Genomic DNA, 23,242 nt, shown 5'->3' with positions numbered 1-23,242 from the left:
ATAACGCCTTTTATTTATATTATGTGAATAGTAGCTATAATTCCCATAAACAAAGTTAAAACTATGTGAATAGCGTATAGTTTATATGTGAAAGAAGAAGCATGACAATCTTAGGAATAGACCCAGGAACTAGAAAAATGGGTTACGCTCTTATCTCTTTAGATAAAGGAAAGATAGCACTTATTGAAGCTGGACTTATAAAAATTAAAGCAGAAGAGTTGCAGTTTCAGATTCCACAGATGGTTGAAGCTTTTGAGGGGATATTTAAGAGTCACAAAATAGATGAAGTGGCAATTGAAGATATTTTTTATGCACACAATCCAAAAACAACTATAAAACTAGCACAATTTCGTGGTGCAATTATGCTTATGTTAATTCAGCAGTTTGGACAATTTAGCGAATATACTGCACTTCAAGTAAAAAAAGCATTAACAGGAAATGGAAAAGCCACAAAAGAGCAGGTTGCGTTTATGGCAAAGAGACTCTTAAATATCAAAAAAGAGATAAAACCGCTTGATATAACGGACGCAATAGCAGTTGCTATAACACATTCACAAAGAGTTAGGCTAAAACTTCAATAACTCCCATCTTGTTATAAATCAAAGAGAGAATTTTTTAAAACGTTATAATTTTCATAATTAAAAATTCAAGGAACAAGTATTATGAATTCATATGTTAATTTGCCAGATGGACATCCAGTAAAAGTTTATCTGGAAGAAAATATGCTGATGAGAGGACTCATTGGAAGTATCAATAGTATAAATATAGTAGAGAATTTTGCAGAGTTTGAAGATAAATTTAACAAGCTTTGCTTGGTGGAAAAGCACTTTGCAAGAAAAGAGAATCAACTTTTTCCATATTTGGAAAAATATGGTTGGACATCACCATCACAAGGTATGTGGGCATTTCATGATGATATAAGAGCGGAGATTAAAACTGCAAGAGCGTTAGTGCAAGAGAAAAACATGAGCGCATTGATGCAACAGCTACAAGTTGTTTTTAGAAATTTAGAACATATCATGCAAGTTGAAGAGGGAAGACTTCTTCCAAATGCAATGAATATGTTAGATGAAGATGACTGGAAAGAGATGAGAGCTGGAGATGAAGAGATAGGTTGGATGTTCGATCAAGCACCAGCAGCATATCCTCCACATGTAGAAGGCGAATATATTCATCCTTCACAAGATAAGCAAAAGCGAAAACTGCCATTTTCACTTGAGGATAGAATCAAGTTAGATGAAGGCTACATGTTACCTGAGCAGATTAATTGGCTTTTGAAATTTATGCCTGTTGATATAACTTACGTTGATGAAAACGATATTGTTATCTTTTATAACCGCGGGGATGATAGAGTATTTCCAAGAAGTGCAGGAATTATCGGCCGTGAAGTAAAGTTTTGCCATCCTCCAAAGAGTGTTGATCAGGTTTTAATGATTTTGCGAGAGTTTAAAGCAGGTCGCAGAGATGAAGCTGAGTTTTGGATAACGTTTAAAGGGAAATTTATTCACATTCGTTATTTTGCTATTAGAGACGATGAGGGTGCTTATAAAGGCGTTATAGAGGTTTCTCAAGATGTTACTCACATCAGAGGTTTAGAGGGTCAACAAAGACTCCTAGATTGGGAATAGGGTATAATTTTAAAAAATTAAGGAAAAAAGATGTCAAAATTTGAAAATGTTACAGTTGTAAAAAAAGCAAATATTTATGATAACGGAAAAGTTACTAGCAGAACGGTTGAGTTTGCTGATGGTACGAGAAAAACTCTTGGAATCATGATGCCAGGTGAGTATACTTTTAATACTGCTGAAGCCGAGATTATGGAGATGATGGTTGGAGAGCTTGATATCAGACTTCCTGGCGAAGATTGGAAAACTCTATCTACACCTGAGAGTTTTAACGTTCCTGCAAATTCATCATTTGATCTAAAAATCAAAACAGTTACTGATTACTGCTGTTCGTATATAAAATAACTCAAATTCCAAAGTAATACTACTTTGGAGTTCTCTCTATCGGGCCTCTGTATAGTTGTCTAGGTCTTGCAATTTTTACAGTTTTTTGTTGATTTAATTCACTCCACTGTGCTATCCATCCAGGTGTTCTGCCTATAACAAAAATAACAGCAAACATCTCTTTTGGAATTTTTAGTGCTTGAAGTATGAGTCCTGAGTAGAAGTCAATGTTTGGATATAGATTTCGACTGATAAAATACTCATCACTTAGTGCAATCTGCTCTATCTTGTTGGCAACTTCTATGAGCTCACTGCTAATGCCTAGCTCTTCTACGAGTTTATTGCGAAGATTCTTGAGAATTGTTGCACGTGGATCAAAGTTTTTGTAAACACGGTGCCCAAATCCCATAAGCTTGAATGAGTCCTCTTTATCTTTTGCACGGGCTATAAACTCATCTACTCTATCAACACTTCCTATCATCTCTAGTTGACGTATAACACTCTCGTTAGCTCCGCCGTGGCTTCTACCCCAAAGTGCGCCTATTCCAGCACTTATAGCTGCATAAGGATGAGCGTTAGTTGAAGCTAAATTTCTAACAGCTGTGGTTGAGGCATTTTGTTCATGGTCTGCATGAAGGGTAAATATAGTGTCAAGTGCTTTTATCTCGATAGGTTTTAGCTCAACATAGCTATGAGGATAAGCTCTTAACATATAGAGAAAGTTTTCGGTAAAACCTTTGTTCATATCTGGGTATATTATAGGCAGTCCGTTTGAGTATCTATACGAAAATGCTGCTAAAGTTGGGATTTTGGCAACAATTCTGTTTGCCATTTCACAATACTCTTCTTTATTTTTTATATTTAAATGGTCAAAATAAAAAGTAGAAAGTGCTGAGACTCCAGCTGAGAGTATTGCCATTGGGTGTGCTGAATCTGGAAAAGAGTCAAAGAGTTTTTTTATTCCCTCATGCACAAAAGAGCGTTTTTTCATCTCAAAAGCGAAATTTTCTAGCTCCTCTTTTGATGGTAATTCCCCATTTATTAGCAGATAAGCACTGTCTAAAAAGCTCTTCTCTTTTGCTAGGTATGCTATATCATAGCCCCTGTACATGAGCTTTCCAGCTTCCCCATCGATATATGTTATATCAGATTTGCATGACGCAGTTGAAGTATAACCCTCATCATATGTGAACATGTTAGTCTCTTTATACAGAGTTGATATATCTATAACAGAAGGTCCTACAGTTGCGTCAAGTATAGGAAATTCATAACTTTTACCATCACGATTGTTTGTTAGTGTTACTGTATCTCTGCTCATATTTACCCTTTTATAGTTATCAAAAATAATTATACTATATAAATTGTGCAACTAATCTATTTAGGGCGCTCTCATCAAGTGCGCCTGAGACTCTGTGAACTTCTTTGGCATTTTTAAAAACAATGATGGTTGGGATACTTCGTATCCCAAATCTAGCTCCAAGATTTTGCTCATTTTCAGTATTTACTTTGACAAAAAGAGCTTTGAGCGGAAAATTTTTAGCGCTTTTTTCAAAGTTTGGAGCCATCATTTTACATGGACCACACCAAGGAGCCCAAAAATCAACTACCACTGGAATATCGCTATTTACGATGATTTCGTCAAAGTTAACAGTTGTTAACTCTATGGGTTTTGTATTAAGAAGTGACTCTTTACATTTTCCGCAATTTGCTTTTGTATAACTATCTTTTTGTGGAATATTATTTACACTTTTACAATGTGGACAAACTACTCTCATCTATCTCTCCTTTTTTATAGTGCAACGGCAAATATTATGCCTTGTCTGTATAGAAAGATTCTCTTTTTCTCTTTAGAGTCTGTTGCTTTTTTAAACTCCTCCAAAGTTGAAATTTCACTGTTTTCTATCTGTATAATCAAGTCATTTTTTCTTATTCCAGCTTTAAAAGCTTCACTTTTTTCATCTACGTCAATGACAAAAACACCATTTGCTGAGATGCTTTTTTGCTCTTTTTGCATTTTGTTTAATAGACCTAGTTTTAAGCCTTTGTACTCAAGCTCTCCATTAGTGATACTTTTCTCATTTGTACCAAGAGCTACTTTTGTAGTGAGTATTTTTTTATCTCTTAAGTACTTTACGCTCACCTCTTTTGATGGAGCAAATGCGCCAACTGTGTTTTTTAACTCACTTGCACTTGTAATTTTTTTATCATCAATGGCGATAATTAAATCTCCTCTTTTTAGAGCTGCTTTTGCTGCTGGTGAATTCTCTTCAACTCCTGTTATCAACGCTCCGTAGTTGTTGTTATAAAGAGTGCTCATGTCGCTGTCTATATCCGAGATATTTACTCCAAGATATGCTCTTGTATATTTTCCATTATCTATAAGGCTTGTTGCGACCATTGTTACCATGTTGGAGGGAATTGCAAACCCGATGCCTACATTTCCGCCTGATTTTGAGATAATCGCAGAGTTGATACCTATTAACTGTCCTGCAGAGTTTATAAGTGCGCCACCAGAATTTCCAGGATTTATAGAAGCATCAGTCTGTATAAAATCCTCATATTCGACTATGCCCATACCGCTTCTGCCAGTTGCAGATACTATTCCCTGTGTAATTGTCTCGCCTACTCCAAAAGGGTTTCCAAGTGCAAAAACAACGTCACCGACTTTTACCTCATCTGAGTTGAAAAACGTTATTGCATTTAAATCTTTTGCTTCAATTTTTATAATTGCCAAATCACTCTTTTCATCTTTGCCGATAAGTTTTGCAGCATACTCTTTTTTACCACCAGCTATACTTACTATTATCTCATTGGCACCATCTACTACATGGTTGTTTGTGATAATGTATCCATCTTTTGAGACAACAACTCCAGAACCAAGTGATTGTTCAATTCTCTCTTGTGGAACTTGCCCATAACCTCTAAAAAACTCTCTAAAGAATGGATCGTTATAAAACGGATTTGCATTTAATCCAGCACCGCTTATCTCTTTTTTTATAGAGATATTTACAATACTTGTTCTTACATTCTCTAAAATATTGTTATAAGAGAGTATCTTATTTTGGCTCGTTGGATATTGGCGCTCTGTAATTTGTGGCGCATATTTAAACTCAACACCATCTTTAGCGCAAAGAGATGTTGCTACTATAAGTGATAATAAAAAAAGCTTCTTCACCTTTAATCCTTTGTTTTTTAATCTTAATATGTTATTACTAAATGGTTTACGAAGTGATAATGAAGGGCTAACGAAAGGTAAATATGAGGGTTTTAGAATAAACCCTCTTGATATTTTAGTGAAGATGATTTTACGTAGCAGATTGAACTTTGTGCGTCTGAGAGATTGTTATAAGCCCCAACCATAAAAGCAAACAGCTCATCTTGATAAAGGAGTGTTATGCCTTCATCTAAATTTATATGTGTAAGTTTCGAATTTTCAATAATTTTTGCATCACTAACTGCGCTGAACTCAAATGTAACTGTTATCCAGTCAAATCCTCTAGCGCTATCTTGAGCTGCTAGAGTAATTTTAATGACGCTAGGAGAGATTATCTCTATTTGTCGAAGCTCTGAGTCTCTAAAATAATCAAACCTCTTTAAAAAGCTCTCCAGAGAGCTTTTTGATAGAGGTACTAAGTTATTTATTGACAACCTACACACTCCATGCTTCTGTCTTCAACGTCACTTGCCATCTCTGGAGATTGTGAACGTAAGTAGTATGTAGATTTTAAACCAAGCTTCCAAGCCAACATATAGATTTCATTTAAGTACTTTCCACTAGCCTTGTCAAGTGTTATAAAGATATTTAAACTCTGTCCTTGATCTAACCATTTTTGACGAATAGCTGCTGCTTTTATTAACAGAGTTTGGTTTAAATCATACGCAGGAGTATAGTACGCCCAAGTTTCAGGAGATAGTTCAGGTACAACGACTGGTATAAGCCCAGATAGATTCTCTTCATACCATTTTCTCTTAAAGACAGGTTCAATTGCTTGAGTTGTTCCAGTTAGTATAGAGATAGAGCTAGTTGGTGCGATTGCCATAAGATAGCCGTTTCTCATACCTTGCTTCTTAACTTTTGAACGTAACTCTTCCCACTCATAAGCCGAAGCAAAAAGTCCGCCACGGTCAACTAAATTTTTAACTTCAGCTGTAGCATGATCCATTGGCATAATGCCTTTGCTCCATTTTGAGCCTTCATATTCACTATAAGAGCCTTTTTCTAATGCGATGTCACTAGAGGCTGAGATGGCATTAAAACTAACACTCTCCATAACTTCATCAATCTTGTCAAAGTGCTCTTTTGTGCCCCATGATATGCCTTGTTGCGCTAACATTTGAGCCTCGCCCATAACACCTAGACCTATCGCTCTTGTTTTCATGTTAGTACGTTTTACTTTTTCTATAGGGTAGAAGTTTAAATCTATAACGTTATCAAGAGCGCGAATTGCAATAGGTACAATTCTGTCAATATCTTCTTTTGTGTGTACGCGTGATAGATTTACAGAGGCCAAGTTACAAACAGCTGTGTCGCCATTTATCTTCTCTTTCTCAACTACATAAATCTCTCTTCCACCAATAGAATCAAGTGCAGTTACTTTTTTAGCAGGTTTTTTAAGTCCACTATCAACCTCTATAATCTCTTCTTCTTCATAACTAACGCTATCACCATTTTCAAAAATAAATTTTATCTTGTAGTGGTTAGGGTTTGTGTTTTGAAAAATCTCTGTACAAAGGTTAGAGCTTCTAATAATCCCAGAGTGTGAGTTAGGGTTAGCTCTATTTGCGTTATCTTTAAAACACAAGAAAGGTGAACCTGTTTCAAAGTAAGAGGTAAGAATTTTTTTCCAAAGATTTTTAGCTTTTAATTTCTCTTTTATAATGCTCTCATTTTTTTCAAGTTCTTTATACTTTTTGTTAAACTCTTCCCCATGAAGAGTTGTGAGTTCTCTACAATCGTATGGGTCAAAAAGAGTCCAAATCGCATCTTCTTCTACTCTTTGCATGAACAAATCATTTAACCAAAGTGCTGGGAAAAGGTCATGGGCACGGCGGCGCTCTTCACCTGAGTTTTTCTTTAAGTCCAAAAAGTCGTTTATATCAATGTGCCATGGCTCCATATAAACAGCGATAGCACCTTTTCTAGTTCCCAACTGATCAACAGCGACTGCAATGTCGTTAGTGATTTTTAAAAATGGAACAGTTCCACCAGCAGCATTTTTATGCCCATCTATGTATGAACCCATTGAACGAACGTTTGTCCAATCCCAGCCAATTCCCCCGCCAAACTTTGAGAGCATCGCCATTTCAGCGTAAGAGTCAAAAATCCCCTCTATGTTGTCTGGAGTTGAACCTATATAACAAGAGCTTAATTGATGTCTAGTTGTTCTTGCATTACTAAGAGTCGGAGTCGCTAACATAACTTCAAAAGTAGAAATCATGTTATAAAACTTGACTGCCCACTCCTCTCTTTTGGCTTCTCTTTGTGCCAAGAACATAGCAATTGCCATAAACATATGTTGAGGAAGTTCTATCGGGTTGCCACTTCTATCTTTTATAAGGTATCTGTCATAGAGTGTTTTAACTCCAAGATAGTTAAACTGCATATCACGCTCTGGTTTTATATGCTTTTCTAACTCTTCAAGGTTATACATCTCTTTTAAACCATATAAAAGTCTGCCTTCTTTTTCGCCTCTCTCAAAGTAGTTCTCTAAAGAGCAGTAGCCAGTAAATCCGTTTACTTCATGGTAGAGATTGAATAAAAATAGTCTCGATGCAACAAATGTCCAGTTTGGAGCATCTATGTCTATCTTGTCAACAGCAGTTTTTATTAGAGTCTGTTGTATCTCTTTAGATGTAATTCCATCACGAAAATGAATCTGTGCATCAACTTCTAACTCACTCTGAGATACATTACTTAAGTTCTCAACTGCCGCAGAAGTATATTTTTGGATTTTAGAAATATCTAGCTTTTCAGTTCTACCGTTTCTTTTTATAATTGTTATCATTTAATTTCCTAAGCTATATGAGAGCGCTATTATAAATAATTATACTTAGCGCCGATTTTAATTTTGATGTTTATTCTAAACTCTTAATTGCATTAAACAAATAATAGCGCAATTATGTCATTTATTTTCTAAAAACTCTATCAAAAATTCTCTCTACATTTTTGGTGTAATAGTCATAATTAAAACATTCACGAATTGCCTCTTCGCTAAGAGATGCTCTCAACTCTTCATCCGCTAAAAGATGATTTAGATAAAGACTCTCACCCTTTTCATTTGTTGTAGGTTTGCCTTGTTGTATCTCTTCCCAAACTTTCATAGCGTTTCTTTGAACTATGCGGTAAGCATCTTCACGGCTAACACCTTTAAGTGGCAACTCTAGTAGAACTCTTTGAGAAAATACTAACCCGCCTGTTAGGTTTAAATTTTTCATCATGTTTTGTGGGTAAACAGTCAGGTTCGCTATAACGTTATTCATACGGTGTAACATAAAGTCAGTTGTTATAAAACTATCAGGCAACCAAAATCTCTCAGTTGATGAGTGACTTATATCTCTCTCATGCCAAAGTGCTACATTTTCCATAGCGGGAATCGCATAAGCTCTTATCATTCTAGCAAGACCTGTTATATTTTCCGTTAGTATCGGGTTGCGTTTATGAGGCATTGCAGATGAGCCTTTTTGCCCTTTTGCAAAATACTCTTCACACTCATAAACTTCAGTTCTTTGCCAGTGACGAACTTGTACTGCAAACTTCTCAATACTACTTGCCATTAATGCAAGTGCAGTTGCTAGTCTTGCATATCTATCTCTTTGAATAACTTGGTTAGAAGCTGGTGCAGGTTTAAGTCCTAGCTCTTCACATGTATACTCTTCAAGTTCTAGTGGAGCGTGAGCAAAGTTACCCATCGCCCCGCTAACTTGTCCAACACTTATAACAACAAGTGTTTGCTCAAGGTTCTCTAAATGTCTAGCCATCTCATCATACCAAACAGCTAACACAAGGCCAAATGTTATTGGTTCTCCATGGATACCATGAGAACGTCCGACCATCAAAGTCATCTTATGTTCCATCGCTCTCTTCTTGATAGATTCCATAATCATCTTCACATCTTCTATAACCAACTCCAAAGAGCTTTTCATCTGAAGTGCTACTGCAGTATCAACTGTATCCGAACTTGTCATACCATAGTGAAACCATCTGCTCTCTTCTCCGAGAGTTTCAGATACGCTAGTTGTAAATGCTATTAAATCGTGGCGAGTTACTGCTTCAATCTCATCAATTCTCTCAATGCTAAAACCAGCATTGTCAATTATCTTTTTAGCATCTTCATCTGGGATAAGTCCCAATCTATTCCAAGCTTTAACAACCGCCTTTTCTACATCCATCCAAGCTTGATATTTTGCTTGCATAGTCCATTTAGAACTCATCTCTTCTCTTGAGTATCTCTCTATCATTTATTCAACCTGATTATTGTAAAATTTGTGTAAAGTTAAGATAATCATTTTACAAAAAATACGCTAATAGAAGGATTAAATATTGCCATTTGTGATTAAAAAAATATTTGCATCAGAAAAAGAGAGAGCCCTCACTTTTCTAAAAAGAGAACTTTCACTTTCTCAAAGAGATATCCAAAGATTTATAGCGATAGGAAGAGTCCTTGTAAATAATATACCGATAACAAAACCATCGGACTATTTAGAGGGTGAGGTAGAGTTTATACATTTTAAACCTATATCAAAAGGTTTAACTCCGCATTTGATAGAAGAGAGGTTTGTTGTTTTTGATAAGCCAAGCGGAATGCTTATCCATCCTCAAAGCAGACATACTGAGTACTCTTTGATAGATGAGTTAAAAGCTCAGTTTGGAATGGATGCAAACATAGCTCATAGGATAGATCAAGAGACAAGCGGACTTGTTTTGTGTGCAAAGGATAAGAAGAGCGAAGTAGATATAAAGATGATGTTTCAAGAGCGAGATATGAAGAAAAAATATCTTGCAATGGTTCATGGTGAACTAAAAGAAGAGCTCCGCATTGATGCTCCACTTTTAAGATACGATGATAAGAATAGCCCTCTTGTTAGAATGGTGGTAAAAGTTGATTCAGGCGGTAAAGAGTCTTTAACGTTTGTAAAGCCATTAAAATATTTTTCTGAGACAAATACAACATTAGTAGAGTGCTCTCCTCATACTGGAAGACAGCATCAGATAAGAGTCCATATGTTTCACATGAAACATCCCATAGTTGGAGACCCAGTTTATGGTCAGCGTGAAGAGAGCTTAGTTAAGTATTTAGATAGAGAATTGCCTATAGATGAGAGAGTTAAACTAAGTGGTGCAAAAAGATTATTGCTACATGCAAATGAGTTAGAGTTTGAACTTTATGGAAAAAACTACAATATCAAAAGCAGTGTGAATTTTGAAGAAATCTGTTTTGATAATATGAAAGTTTAAAATTTACTTATATATATGTGAATAACTTTTGTATGTTTTAGAGACATTGTGATTATTTTAATAACACCATATAATAACAACGTTAAAAAGCCCTACTTTATGGGGTATAGTAGAGATATTGTTTTTTATGTTTCAGTCTGAATTTATATAAATTTATTCTTAAATCAGTAACAAATTTTAAAATTTATAGAGTAGTTGCTCTAGCATTGTTCACATAATAGAGCAATGTGTGAATAATACTCATTTTATAAATAATAATAACTTTTTTTTATAATGAAATATTTTTTAAGTATTTTTTTGAGATTTTATTAATAATTGTAAGGTATGATTGTATTCATAAACGACCTCCCTGGTGTGTTGGTCGTTTACTCTTTTTTAATGAAGTCTTGTTTTTTAAAGAAAGTAACTTTTTTTAAAGAAGTTTTACTTTGTAGCAGCTTTTATAAATCCTATCACCCCAACTAAAAACACTATCACCAAAAAAACTATTTGAAATATCTCTACATAACTCATTTAAGCTCATTTTGTGTCTGTTCTTTTAGCTGACCACATGCAGCACTTATATCTATGCCCTTAGAGTCTCTTATGGTACATAAAAGTCCATGATTAATCAGATACTCTTGAAATGCTATCATATCGCTTTTGTGTGGGCGCTCATATGGAGTATCTGGATAAGGATTGAAATAGATAAGATTTACTTTAGCCTTGATACCTGTAAGAAGTTTGACAAGCTTCTTTGCAGAGCCTAAATCATCATTTTTATCTTTTATAACTAGATATTCAAACATAACTCTTTTTCTTGTATCAATAGGAAAGCGTTTTACGGCTTCTATGATAGATGAGATGTTGTGCGCTTTATTCATAGGTATTAGCTCGGTTCTAAGCTCATCATCAACAGCATGAAGAGATATAGCGATATGAACGCCCAAATCCATCTCCCCAAGTCTATCTATCTTATTGCTGAGACCACTTGTAGATACTGTCTGTCTTTTACCAGAGATGCATAAGCCCTCTTCTTCCTTAAAAATCTCTATTGCACGTGAAAGATTTGCGAGATTATCAAGAGGTTCGCCCATCCCCATATAGACTATGTTTATCATTCTGTTATGTTTATGGTCGTTGTCTCTCTTTAGAGCTACGACTTGAGCGACTATTTCTGCTGCAGTAAGGTCTCTTGTAAAGCCACCTTTGGCAGTTAAACAAAAAGCACATCCAACTTTACACCCAACTTGTGTTGAGACACAGATTGTATATTTTGCTTCTTGAGTTACATTTCCATCTTCGTCTTTAAGCTCATCTTTCATCTTTAGCCAAACTGTTTCGATAGTTTTTCCGTCTTGAAGTTCAAATAGATACTTTATAGTGCCATCGTTTGAAATCTCTTTTTTTACAACTTTAAGAGGATCAACTATATAGCTTTTTGCAAGTTCATTTTTTAGTACTTGAGGAATATTTTTCATCTGATCAAAGTTTTGTGCATAGTTGTGATACAGCCAGCCATAAATCTGTTTTGCTCTAAATGATGGTTTTATATTTGCTTGTAGCTCTTTTAGTGTAAAATCAAGTAGTGATGGTTTCATCTTTTTGTTAGCTCCTTGACTCTTTTTTTCACATGTAGTTCTAGAAGTTTTTTCGCCTCTTCGTGATTTTTTAAAAAGTCACTATGTGCATCTTTGTTAGTGTAGTTTGTTATACAAAAAACTCCACCAGCAGGTATATCAAACTCTTTTGCAACACTTAAAACAGCAAAAAATTCCATATTTTCAATACCTATACCTAGCTTTAAAAACTTGTTTGTTAGCTCTTTATTTGTAGAAATATAGTTTGATGAGTTGACTATAACATCTCTTTTTGTTTGGTCTATGTTAGTAGATATAACATTATCCAAAGGAGTGTAAGCATCATTAGTTAAAAACGCCAACTCAATATTTGCTGCTGTTTTCGACTCTACAATGTCAAATAAATTTTGCTCGCCATAACTTCCAGCGCTTCCTACAAAGAGTAAAAATTCAGGTTTATCAAAAAGGGCGGCTCTTGTTAGATTTATAGTCATTTCAATAAGCCCTACTCCCATCGGAGTTGCAAAATCAAATGTCTCACTATTGCCAGCACATATAATCATATCTTGCTCCTATAATCTAACTGGAATATTATTATCATGTAGGTAACGCTTCAAATCCATTATATCTATCTCTTTGTAGTGAAATATAGTTGCAGCAAGTGCCGCATCTGCACCATGAAGAAAAGCATCTTTTATGTGTTCCATCGTTCCAGCGCCACCACTTGCAATAACAGGAACATTTACAGCCCTGCTGATTTGCTCGGTTATGTTTAGCTCAAATCCAGCTTTTGTTCCATCAGCATCCATTGAAGTTAAAAGTATCTCTCCACTTCCACGTTCTACTACTTCTTTTGCCCATTCAACCGCATCAATACCAGTGTCAACTCTTCCGCCATTGAGATATACATTATATCTATCGCCTGTTTTTTTAACGTCTATTGCAGTTACAATACACTGTGAGCCAAATCTTTTTGCACCTTCATCTATAAGCTGTGGTCTTTGTATAGCAGCAGAATTTACACTTACCTTATCGCATCCAACATTTAAAAGTTTGTAGATATCTTCTAGTTTTCTTATTCCTCCACCAACAGTAAGAGGTATGAAAATCTCGCGAGCAACTTGCGCAACTATATCAACTATAGTATCACGATTGTCACTTGAAGCAGTAATGTCTAAAAAAGTGATTTCATCAGCGCCTTCTTGGTTGTATCGCTTTGCAACTTCTACTGGATCTCCAGCATCTTTAAGTCCTACAAAATTTACACCTTTAACAACGCGTCCATCTTTTACATCAAGACATGGGATGATTCTTTTAGCAAAATAGTTCAAGAGCTACACCTTTTATAATATAGTGGAATTATACACCCCCTGCCTTATATTTACTTTTTGATTAAGTTATACATAAAGAGGTTAAATGTTTCATGTGAAACATAGAGCAGTTTGTTCTAAAATAGAAGAAAATGGCAAATATATAAATTTTACGACAAAATTAACTAAATATAAGCAAAATTAGTATAAAATGCAAGCCAATGGAAAACATAGTAGCTAAAAAGAAATTCGGGCAGAATTTTTTAAAAGATGAGAGCGTTTTACGAAAAATAATCGAAGCGATGCCCAATAACGATAATAAAATCGTAGAGATTGGACCTGGCTTAGGTGATTTAACTAAATTTTTAGTAGATGTCAAAAGTGTAGATGCTTTTGAGGTCGATACCGATTTGTGTAAAGTGTTACAAACTAAGTTTGAAAAAGAGATCGCAACCAAGCAGCTCCACATACATTGTGGGGATGTACTCACTGCTTGGAAGAGTGAACTTATAGAAGAGTCGTATGATTTGGTGGCAAATTTGCCATACTATATAGCGACTAACATAATTCTAAAAGCCCTCGCAGATCCAAAATGTAAAAACATACTTGTAATGGTACAGCTCGAGGTAGCAGAAAAATTTTGTGCTCACGAAGGTGATAGAGTGTTTGGTTCTTTGAGTGTAATAACTCAGAGTGTAGGAGAAGCACATATAGTTGTGATAGTTCCGCCAAGTGCATTTGAGCCACAGCCAAAAATTAATTCTGCTGTTTTTTTAATACAAAAAAATAGTGATAGAAGCGATAAGGATTTCGAGGATATGCTTAGAGTTGCATTTACGCAGCCTAGAAAAACTCTTATGAAAAATCTATCATCCAAGTATGAAAAAAGTATACTTCAAGAAGCTTTTCTTAAGCTATCTCTTGCACAAACGATTCGTCCCCATCAAGTCTCTACAAATGACTATCACCAACTCTATAAATTAACAAGGAGTTTGGATGGAACAAGAGAATGAACAAAGCGTAAAAGACGCTTCTCAAGAAAATCGTAAACAATATAACAATAACAAAAAATATAACAATGATAGTAGTAGGCCAAATAACCAAAATGCCAACAAACCAGCAGCAGCAACTAATGCAAATGCTTTTAATAAAAATAAAGGTGGCTCAAAAGGGCGCCGTCGTCAAAGTTTGCCAGTCGATGAAAATCTTAGAGCATTTGTAGAACTTAATCAAGAAGCTCACAAGCAGAGACTGAATCCTCATTATAAATTAGATCTGAATTCAAAAGAAAAAATTCGTATTACCCCGCTAGGCGGACTTGGTGAAATCGGCGGAAATATAACTATATTTGAGACTCAAAATGAGGCGATACTTGTAGACGTTGGTATGAGTTTTCCAGATGAAGATATGCACGGTGTTGATATATTAGTACCAGATTTTACATATATTCGCGAGATAAAAGATAAGATTAAAGCGGTAATTATAACTCACGCTCACGAAGACCATATCGGTGCGATGCCGTACCTTTTTAAAGAGATGCAGTTCCCAATTTATGGCTCTCCACTTCCACTTGCAATGATTGCAGGTAAGTTTGATGAGCATCATATAAAAGAGTTTAAACAATATTTTAACCCTATTGAGAAGAGAAAAATATATAAAGTAGGTAATGATTTTGAGATAGAGTGGATGCATATGACACACTCTATCATTGATTCATCTTCTTTAGCAATTACAACAAGTGCTGGAACAGTTATTCATACTGGAGACTTTAAGATAGATCATACACCAGTTGATGGCTATACAGCTGATTTACATAGACTTGCTTATTATGGAGATAAAGGAGTTTTATGTCTTTTAAGTGACTCTACAAACTCTTACAATACAGCTCCAACTCCTTCAGAGCTAAGTGTTGCTCCTGCTCTTGATAGAGTATTTTCAAAAGCTGAAGGAAGAGTAATACTCTCTACATTTAGTTCAAATATTCACCGTGTTTACCAAGCTATTCAGTATGGCGTTAAATATGGAAGAAAGGTTTGTGTAATTGGACGTTCAATGGAGAGAAATATTGAAGTTGCAATGCAGTATGACTATATAAAACTTCCAAAAAATATTTTTGTTGAACCAGAACAAATTGCTTCTATGAATGATAAAGAGATTTTGATTGTTACAACAGGTTCTCAAGGAGAGCCTAGTTCTGCATTATTTAGAATGTCAATAGGCGAACACAGACATGTAAAGATCAAACCTACTGACTTGATTGTTCTTTCATCTCGTGCTATACCAGGTAATGAAGGCTCTATTTCAGGGATGCTTAACCACTTGCAACGTGCTGGTGCAAAAGTAGCAAATGATAGAGATATCCATGTATCTGGACATGCTTCTATAGAAGAGCAAAAGCTTATGCTGCGTCTTGTAAATCCTAAGTTCTTTTTACCAATCCACGGTGAGTATAACCATGTTATGAAGCATAAAGAGACAGCGATGATGTGTGGCGTTCCAGAGAGAAATATCTACATCATGAACGATGGTGATACTGTTGAAATTGCTCCAAAATATATGAGAAAAGTAAAAACTGTAAGAACAGGAAAAACATATATTGACAATCAAAATAATCATAAGATAGATGATGATATTGTCATAGATCGTCAAAAACTTGCACTTGATGGTATCGTTATGATAGTTGCGCAGATAGATGGACAACACTCTACTATGCTATCTAAACCACTTGTAACATCATTTGGGCTTGTAGCAGATAAGCAAGATAAAGCATTCGCCAAAGAGATGGAAGATGTTTTAGAACTTTTCTTAACTAACATAAAAGAGGGGCTTATCGAAAACCCAAGAGCATTAGAAAATGACCTCCGCCAAGTTGTTAGAAAGCATATCTATAGAAAAATGAAAAAATACCCGCTAATTGTTCCTCATATCTTTGTGATGTAATTAGCTACGCAACAGATACATATTAGTATCTGTTGCGCCTTCTAAAAGTTATTCCGCAATAAATAAAATCATATTTATAAATACATCATTTTCTCAGCTATTTCTTGATACTCTATCACTTATAAAAAATATACTAAAGGCATAGTTTTGTCAGAAAAACAAGATATACAATTTGAAGATGCAGTAAAATCTATGATGCTTCATGTCGGGGAAAATCCAGACAGAGAAGGGCTTCTAAAAACTCCTCAAAGGGTTAAGAAGGCTTACGAGTTTATCTTCGGCGGTTATAAAGAGGACCCAGAAGAGATATTAAGCGCTGCTCTTTTTACAAGTTCAAATGATGAGATGGTGCTTCTAAAAGATATTGAATTTTACTCTACGTGTGAGCATCATCTCCTGCCAATCATTGGGCGTGTGCATGTAGCGTATATTCCAGATGGCAAGGTTGTAGGATTATCAAAAATACCTCGTGTTGTTAATGTTTTTGCTCGTCGTATGCAGATTCAAGAGCAACTTACAGAGCAGATTGCTGATGCTATTATGAATACTATTAAGCCAAAAGGTGTAGCAGTTGTAGTTCAGGCAAGACACATGTGCATGGAGATGAGAGGGGTTGAGAAAATCAACTCAACTACTACATCTTCAGCCCTTCGCGGATTATTTAAAAAAGATGAAAAAACAAGAAGTGAGTTTTTCTCTTTGATAAATTCGCCTAATGGCTCACGTTATTAAGCGCTTAGCAATTCGGGGAGATATTTAATGCCTCTCTCACTTATAAAAAATAAAATCTCAAATAAAAAATACTCTGTTGCATTTGGGGAAGTTGTCAAGATAAATGCAACGGTTATTACTGCGCGCGGGCTTAGTGTGAGCATCAGCGACATAGTAAAAATTATCTCAAACGAAAGCACTCAAGAGACCATCGGAATGGTTACAGAGATAGATGGGTCTACTTTTTTTATAACGCCATTTAGTTTTGTTGAGGGATTTCGCTCAGGAGATAGAGTTTTTTTAGATCAAACAGGGTTAAACATACCAGTAAGCTCATCTCTTTTGGGGCGTGTTGTAGACCCTTTTATGCGTCCAATTGATGGAAAAGGAAGTGTGAACAGTTCAAAACTCTCTCCTATCATAAAAGCCCCAATTGCTGCTATGAAGCGTGGTATGATTGATGAAGTTTTTAGTGTTGGCGTAAAGAGTATTGATGGGCTTTTAACGTGTGGAAAAGGTCAAAAACTAGGTATTTTTGCTGGGAGTGGGGTTGGAAAATCTACTCTAATGGGAATGATTGTGCGTGGTGCAAATGCTCCCATAAAGGTTGTAGCACTTATTGGAGAGCGTGGTAGAGAAGTTCCAGAGTTTATTGAGAAAAATCTCGGCGGAAATCTAGAAAATACAGTTATAGTAGTGGCAACTTCTGATGATTCGCCACTTATGAGAAAGTATGGGGCGTTTGCTGCCATGAGCGTTGCAGAATTTTTTAAAGACCAAGGCTTGGACGTGCTCTTTATCATGGACTCTGTTACTAGATTTGCTATGGCTCAAAGGGAGATAGGTTTAGCGCTTGGTGAACCTCCAACCTCAAAAGGGTATCCGCCATCATCACTAACACTGCTTCCACAACTAATGGAACGTGCTGGAAAAGAGGAGGGCAAAGGCTCTATAACAGCATTTTTTACAGTTTTAATAGAGGGAGATGATATGGGAGACCCCATCGCAGATCAGTCACGCTCTATCTTAGATGGACACATAGTTTTATCTCGTGAGATGACAGACTTTGGAATCTATCCTCCAGTGCATATACTAAACTCTGCTTCAAGGGTTATGAACGATATAATCACGCCAGAACACCTAAGGGCAGTACAAAAATTTAGACGCTTATACACGCTTTTAAAAGAGAATGAAGTTCTCATAAGAATAGGTGCCTACACAAAAGGCAGTGATCCTGAGCTTGATGAAGCTATTAGTAAAAAGGGTAACATGGAGAAATTTTTGATGCAAAACTCATCATCTCAGAGTGATTTTAATGAATCAATAGAGACGCTCTTAGGGCTTATGAATCTTTCATAATAATATCAAAATCTCTCCAGCTATCTCTTCTTGGTCTTTGTGATTGAACCTCTGTTATCGCAAGTTTATGCGTTGAAATCTTCTCAAAATCTTTCATCAAATGAGCTATTTCACTATCTATCCCAAAAATATCTATATAGGTATAGATGATTGCTTCTGAGCCTTTAAAATCTTTTTTCTCAAAAAGTTTTTGGATTCTTACATGAAAGCTGACTCTTAATAAATCACCAATTTTATTGCGTCTGCTGTGCAGAGAAATTAACTCTCCAAGAGTTTTTTTAATATATTTTATATTTCCGCTAAGAGCATACTCTTCACATTTTTGCATCAGTTTTGACCAGTGATTTTCTAAAAGAACCCCGAGCTCCACTGTTTTTAGATATTTATGCAAATCTAAAATTTCATAGCACTCTATAAAATTACTATCATCATAAGCTTTTTGTAAAACTTGCATATATCTGCATTTTTTATGAAGATCTTCTAGTTCATCTTGAATTTTATCTATACCCTCAAGAGAGAGAAGAAGTTTTTTTGCATCTTCAACGCTTCCTTTTTTTATAGCTGCCTGTACATCATCAAGAGTCTCTCTTATTTGATTATTCATTGCAATATAGTTTGGAATCTCTTTAAAGAGTTCATTCATGCTTATTAGTTGGTTTATAGTGTTAAAGTCTTTTTTTTGAATAGCTTTTAAAAGCGATACGAACTCTTTGTTTTGTGTAAGAAGTAGATTTATCAGAGGTTTTTTTGAAAGCACAGTGCTGTATTGGCTAAGCAGTGCCTTCGCGCCTTGGATATTATTTTGCATAATATGTCTTTGAGCATTTAAAAAGGCTATTTTAAATACCTGCTCCATTTTTTGATACTGAAGTGTATTTTTTAGTGGTTCAAATTTTGAGCACATAGCATAAGCGAGAGGGTACTTTTTTTCTAAAAATAGAGCTTGAAATCTAAGATAATTTTTAAAAGCATCGAAGAGCTCTTTAATCTTTTGTTGTTTAGATTTTACATTTTTATAGACATCAAGGATTTGAGAAGCAAGGGCGATATTTTGGTTAATAAGTGCTTTTGTTGCGTTTTCGTAACTTGTTTGAAATCTCTCTTCAAGCATTTTATGCTCTTTTGAAGCATGTAACATAGGCTCTTTTGCTATAAGCTCAAATGCTTTTTCTAGTGAATTATGAAGAATAAGAGATTTTAGTTTTGCGATGCCTGGTAGCTCAACACTTACTATCGTGTTATCATAAAGAGCAGCTATTAATGAGCTGTCGTTAACAATATCCACTCTTTGTACTTGAGATTCAAATTCTATATAGTTACTATGAGTAATTTTATAGTTTTTTGTATCTATAATCATTATAGTTTTTGATTTGCCAACTACCATAAGATAATCAGGGTTTGACATAATTATGAGCTGTTGTATGCCAGTAATAGCGGTTCTTATAATTTTATAATTATGTGGATTATTTAGAAACACTATACTGATAGTGCCATCACTGTTTCCGCATACTAGTCTATTTTCATCTAAAAAGCACAAAGCATCAAGGCGACTTTTGTTGTGTGTTAGGACATCTATATTTGTTTGAGTATTAATGTCAATAATAAAAATAGCGCCACCATATCCGCTGCATGCAAACTGATTTTTATAAAAAGCAAAAGCACTTACAAAGTTTGTATACTCTTTTGCTTTAGAACCAAGCTCTTCTCTTTTGTGTGGAAAAGAGCAGAGTCTTGAGAGCAAGTTTGTCTGATCTGCTCTATACTGAAGGACTCTTCCATTTTTTGTTCCAGCAATTATATACGTTGAAGAGGGATCAAAGCTTATTATCTCTATCTCTTCATCGTATGTTTGAATCGATTGGACTATATTTTTGCTCTCTATGTCAATGATATATATAAAGGTAGAGGCAGCAAATGAGAAGTATTGAGAATTTGGGCTAAAAGCATAAGCGGTAGCGGTTGAATTAAGATAGCCATTAGCTATGCTTCTTTTAATATCACACCCATCAGTATCAAATATTTTTATGCCATGAAGTTTTGTACAGTAAGCTACAAATGAGTCATCTAGGGCTTTAAGCGCAACAATATCAGATTTTGCACTTAGGCATTCATATATTTTAAGCATTAAATATTATAGATAAAATATGTAGTATTTGAACTGAATATTGAGTGAGAGAGTTAAATTAAGCCATAAAAATGGCTTAATTTTTTAGAAATCTTTAGCTTCTACTTCAGAGTAAGCTTTCATTAGGTGTTTTCCCATTTGGCGATCAAACTCATCCCAATCATGGTAATCTTTTAACTCGGCAGATACTTCTGGTTTAATTTCATAACTCTCTTTGCCATCAGCATAACCTTTTTTTGCCCATTTTAGAACAACTTTAAAATAGTTTAAGAACGGATCAATAGTTTTATGCATTTCGCCTGAAGGACCATGCCCTGGAACATAAAGGTCATATTTTTTGTAACCTTTTCTTTGTGCAAGTATATCTTCAAGAAGCTCGATATTTCCAAATACACTAGAACTCTCATCCATACCGCCAAGACGACAATCCATTAGGTTATCGCCGAGCCACAATGTATTAGACTCAGTATGTTCTATCAGGATGTCTGTATCAGTATGTGCACGTTCAGGATGAAAAACTTTAAAAGTTTGTCCATCAATTTTAAGAACATCACCATCTTTTAAAACTTTAGTAGGGAAAGCAAAAGGTCCGTCAGTGCCTTTTAGATTTTTAGATAGGCCTTCTAATATGTTGTACCATACTCTAGCTTCACCATCTTTTGATGCTTTAATCATGTTTGGGTGCGCATAACTCTGTGCATCTGGAAATGCCTCTTGAAATGCTTTACCAGCAAACCAGTGGTCTCCATGCTTGTGAGTATTTAGGATAGCAAGTACAGGTTTGTTTGTAGCTTTTTTATATTCAGCTACAATCTTTTTACCTACATTGTAGTTTCCGCCTGGATCAATTACGATAGTTCCATGCTCACCCTCTACAAATGATGGATTGTTCATAAAACCCTCATTTTCAACACTTGGGTTCATTGGAGGACCATGCATAATCCATACATTTTTAGTAACTTTTTTAAACTCGAAATTACCGAGCTTTCCTAATGTAAATGCGTGTAACGATAAAGAAAATGTAACAATCATTGCAATTATTAAACTTATTTTTCTCATTGATATCTCCTAATTAATTTTTTTGATAAAATTATCACAAAATAATTATACTTTTTTTAATTTAAAATTGCAAGAATGTGAAGTAATTTCCCTCAAGATGAGGGAAAAAAGAAGAAGGTTGGTTACGCTCTACCTGAAAGCATACCGTGGATAGTCATCGGCTTAAGAAGATAAACTTTTAATAACCACATAATCCATCTCTCTTGAGTTGGGTCTAGAGGGAATGAAGGAGTTGGTTTTTTACTCCAGTTAAACTCTGCAAGCATAACAGTACCAAGACCTGTGATAAGTGGACAAACAGTGTATCCATCATATTTAGCTGTTAGTTCTTTTGCACCCATTGCTGCAACTACGTTTTCAACAATAACTTTGTATTGCTTACGAGCTGAACCACCAGTTTTACCCATTGGAACACCAGCACAATCGCCTACTGCCCAAATATTAGGGAAGAATGAAGATTGAAGAGTCTCTTTGTTTACAGCAACCCAGCCACCAGAGCCGATTTTTGATTTGCCTACAACATCTGGAGATTTCATCGGAGGAGCAACGTGCATAAAGTCATATTTAAATTCAACTGGCTCACTAACTTCAACTTCTTTGAAAATTGGCTCACCCATTTCATCTTCAAATTGTTGTTTTTCCATACGCCATTTGTTAAATGTTGCTGTTTTAGTAGCTGTATCTACTGCTACTAGGTTATGCTTATAGTTAGCTATAAAGCCTCTTGTTTCAAATTGTTTAACAATTGGAGCGTTATAATCTGGAATACCAAATAAAGCGCCATTGTTAGTATTGAAAGTAAGTTCAACTTTGTCACGAACACCAGCTTCTACAAGACGAGCATGTGTTAAATACATGATTTTAAGTGGAGCACCACCACATTTGATAGCACCTCTTGGGTTAGTAAAGAGTGCTTGAATTTTTTCAGAACCCGTATGAGCTTTTGCTTTTGAAATAAGTTCTTGAATACCATCCCATGTTGCTACTGCACCATCTTGGAAATATAGAGAGTGTAGACCATTTTTTGTGATAGTCTGTTTTGTAGCTGCATTATCTTTTCCAGAAGATGTAATTTCGCCTTCTATACCTTGGATAGCAGCATAGTTAAGGTTTGCACCAGCAGCAACGATAAGTTGATCATAAGATACTTCTTGGCTTCCATCAACAACTACTTTGTTGTTTTCAGGATCAACTGAAGTTACAGTTCCTTTGATTAGCTTAACGCCACTTGGAACAAAATCGTCTCTTTTATAAACGATATCATCTATTTTCCAAACACCAGACGCAACTAAAGTTTGTCCTGGTTGATATGAAACAGAGATTGGATCTGGCTCAATTACTGTAATATCTGCGTTTGAGATAGTGTTGTTAAGGCGAGCAGCAGTACTCATACCAGCTAAACCACCACCAAGTATTACTATTTTACCCTTAACGTCCGCAGATGCAGATGCAGTTGCAGCGCCAACAGTAGCACTCGCCATTAATGATGCAGCTAGTGGTGATACCGTTAAATACTTAAGAGCGTCACGACGAGACATAATCTCTGGATGCTTATCAACTTCGTTTAAAATCTCTTCTAAGATCTTGTTATTTTTCATGCACTTTCCTTTTTATGATAGAGTTGTCAATTCTACAAGTTTGTGGCTTAAGAAAGTTTTAAAAATGCTATATTTATATACGATTGAGTCCATAAAATCTGTTTATGTATCATTTTTTTACTTAATTTTTTAGATTAATAATTATTCATTTTATTTATAATAAGCTACTCGAATATC

Annotated in this window: 20 protein-coding genes; 8 read left to right on the top strand and 12 right to left on the bottom strand. The window is 35.3% G+C overall.

Annotated features, from left to right (window positions below; all coding sequences use genetic code 11):
* Positions 1-101: 101 nt before the first annotated feature.
* The 3 genes from ruvC to ppnP all read left to right on the top strand — a co-directional run bounded on the left by ruvC (position 102) and on the right by ppnP (position 1,970).
* Positions 102-581 carry a crossover junction endodeoxyribonuclease RuvC gene (gene ruvC, locus AC6H33_RS11105; protein ID WP_497604952.1) on the top strand — a complete coding sequence of 160 codons (480 nt, stop codon included), beginning with the start codon at positions 102-104 and terminating at the stop codon, positions 579-581.
* Between the two features lie 81 nt (positions 582-662).
* Complete coding sequence (locus tag AC6H33_RS11100; RefSeq protein WP_497604951.1) at positions 663-1,628, top strand: DUF438 domain-containing protein; 966 nt, start codon at positions 663-665, stop codon at positions 1,626-1,628.
* Between the two features lie 30 nt (positions 1,629-1,658).
* Positions 1,659-1,970 carry a pyrimidine/purine nucleoside phosphorylase gene (gene ppnP, locus AC6H33_RS11095; protein WP_497604950.1) on the top strand — a complete coding sequence of 104 codons (312 nt, stop codon included), beginning with the start codon at positions 1,659-1,661 and terminating at the stop codon, positions 1,968-1,970.
* Positions 1,971-1,989: 19 nt separating this feature from the next.
* Here ppnP and AC6H33_RS11090 read toward each other — a convergent pair whose 3' ends face one another.
* The 6 genes from AC6H33_RS11090 to purB all read right to left on the bottom strand — a co-directional run bounded on the left by AC6H33_RS11090 (position 1,990) and on the right by purB (position 9,407).
* Entirely contained in the window at positions 1,990-3,267 is a 1,278-nt protein-coding gene (locus tag AC6H33_RS11090; RefSeq protein ID WP_497604949.1) for a citrate synthase, read from the bottom strand.
* A 34-nt stretch (positions 3,268-3,301) separates the two neighbouring features.
* Positions 3,302-3,724: a thioredoxin TrxC gene (trxC, locus tag AC6H33_RS11085; protein WP_497604948.1), complete on the bottom strand. Its 423-nt coding sequence runs from the start codon at positions 3,722-3,724 to the stop codon at positions 3,302-3,304.
* Positions 3,725-3,738: 14 nt separating this feature from the next.
* Positions 3,739-5,124: a Do family serine endopeptidase gene (locus tag AC6H33_RS11080; RefSeq protein ID WP_497604947.1), complete on the bottom strand. Its 1,386-nt coding sequence runs from the start codon at positions 5,122-5,124 to the stop codon at positions 3,739-3,741.
* Between the two features lie 92 nt (positions 5,125-5,216).
* Positions 5,217-5,606, bottom strand: coding sequence for a hypothetical protein (locus tag AC6H33_RS11075; RefSeq protein ID WP_497604946.1), 390 nt, complete (start codon positions 5,604-5,606; stop codon positions 5,217-5,219).
* Positions 5,588-7,951 carry a ribonucleoside-diphosphate reductase subunit alpha gene (locus AC6H33_RS11070; protein ID WP_497606001.1) on the bottom strand — a complete coding sequence of 788 codons (2,364 nt, stop codon included), beginning with the start codon at positions 7,949-7,951 and terminating at the stop codon, positions 5,588-5,590. Before AC6H33_RS11070 ends, AC6H33_RS11075 begins: the two co-directional genes overlap by 19 nt.
* Before the next feature lie 124 nt (positions 7,952-8,075).
* Positions 8,076-9,407, bottom strand: coding sequence for an adenylosuccinate lyase (gene purB / locus AC6H33_RS11065; protein ID WP_497604945.1), 1,332 nt, complete (start codon positions 9,405-9,407; stop codon positions 8,076-8,078).
* Positions 9,408-9,498: 91 nt separating this feature from the next.
* Here purB and AC6H33_RS11060 point away from each other — a divergent pair, with 91 nt between their 5' ends.
* Positions 9,499-10,404: an RluA family pseudouridine synthase gene (locus AC6H33_RS11060; RefSeq protein ID WP_497606000.1), complete on the top strand. Its 906-nt coding sequence runs from the start codon at positions 9,499-9,501 to the stop codon at positions 10,402-10,404.
* A 509-nt stretch (positions 10,405-10,913) separates the two neighbouring features.
* Here the strand turns inward: AC6H33_RS11060 and rlmN are convergent.
* From rlmN to hisF, 3 genes are read right to left on the bottom strand one after another with little or no spacing between them, the layout of a single operon-like run.
* Positions 10,914-11,984, bottom strand: a complete 1,071-nt coding sequence (gene rlmN / locus AC6H33_RS11055; RefSeq protein WP_497604944.1) for a dual-specificity RNA methyltransferase RlmN — start codon at positions 11,982-11,984, stop codon at positions 10,914-10,916.
* On the bottom strand, positions 11,981-12,526 hold the full coding sequence (locus AC6H33_RS11050; RefSeq protein ID WP_497604943.1) for a phosphorylase family protein: 546 nt from the start codon (positions 12,524-12,526) through the stop codon (positions 11,981-11,983). The genes rlmN and AC6H33_RS11050 overlap by 4 nt, the downstream gene beginning before the upstream one ends.
* A 9-nt stretch (positions 12,527-12,535) precedes the next feature.
* Positions 12,536-13,294, bottom strand: coding sequence for an imidazole glycerol phosphate synthase subunit HisF (gene hisF / locus AC6H33_RS11045; protein ID WP_497604942.1), 759 nt, complete (start codon positions 13,292-13,294; stop codon positions 12,536-12,538).
* Positions 13,295-13,494: 200 nt separating this feature from the next.
* Between hisF and rsmA the strand changes: the two genes are divergently transcribed.
* From rsmA to fliI, 4 genes are all read left to right on the top strand, one after another.
* Positions 13,495-14,286 (top strand): 16S rRNA (adenine(1518)-N(6)/adenine(1519)-N(6))-dimethyltransferase RsmA, encoded by a 792-nt coding sequence (gene rsmA, locus AC6H33_RS11040; protein WP_497604941.1) that lies wholly within the window; start codon positions 13,495-13,497, stop codon positions 14,284-14,286.
* Positions 14,270-16,213 (top strand): ribonuclease J, encoded by a 1,944-nt coding sequence (locus AC6H33_RS11035; protein ID WP_497604940.1) that lies wholly within the window; start codon positions 14,270-14,272, stop codon positions 16,211-16,213. Before rsmA ends, AC6H33_RS11035 begins: the two co-directional genes overlap by 17 nt.
* Positions 16,214-16,405: 192 nt before the next feature.
* Positions 16,406-16,945, top strand: coding sequence for a GTP cyclohydrolase I FolE (folE, locus tag AC6H33_RS11030; RefSeq protein WP_497605999.1), 540 nt, complete (start codon positions 16,406-16,408; stop codon positions 16,943-16,945).
* A 27-nt stretch (positions 16,946-16,972) separates the two neighbouring features.
* Positions 16,973-18,283 carry a flagellar protein export ATPase FliI gene (gene fliI, locus AC6H33_RS11025; protein ID WP_497604939.1) on the top strand — a complete coding sequence of 437 codons (1,311 nt, stop codon included), beginning with the start codon at positions 16,973-16,975 and terminating at the stop codon, positions 18,281-18,283.
* On the opposite strand, the gene AC6H33_RS11020 is transcribed toward fliI, so the two are convergent.
* The 3 genes from AC6H33_RS11020 to AC6H33_RS11010 all read right to left on the bottom strand — a co-directional run bounded on the left by AC6H33_RS11020 (position 18,267) and on the right by AC6H33_RS11010 (position 23,065).
* Positions 18,267-20,408, bottom strand: coding sequence for a WD40 repeat domain-containing protein (locus tag AC6H33_RS11020; protein ID WP_497604938.1), 2,142 nt, complete (start codon positions 20,406-20,408; stop codon positions 18,267-18,269). The genes fliI and AC6H33_RS11020 overlap by 17 nt on opposite strands.
* An 84-nt stretch (positions 20,409-20,492) precedes the next feature.
* The gene (locus tag AC6H33_RS11015; protein WP_497604937.1) at positions 20,493-21,467 is read right to left on the bottom strand and encodes an MBL fold metallo-hydrolase; all 975 of its coding nucleotides are present in this window, start codon (positions 21,465-21,467) and stop codon (positions 20,493-20,495) included.
* 122 nt (positions 21,468-21,589) lie between these two features.
* Entirely contained in the window at positions 21,590-23,065 is a 1,476-nt protein-coding gene (locus tag AC6H33_RS11010; protein WP_497604936.1) for an NAD(P)/FAD-dependent oxidoreductase, read from the bottom strand.
* Positions 23,066-23,242 lie beyond the last annotated feature (177 nt).

Source organism: Sulfurimonas limnophila, from assembly GCF_059705345.1.
This window is presented reverse-complemented; position numbering and strand designations above follow the sequence as displayed.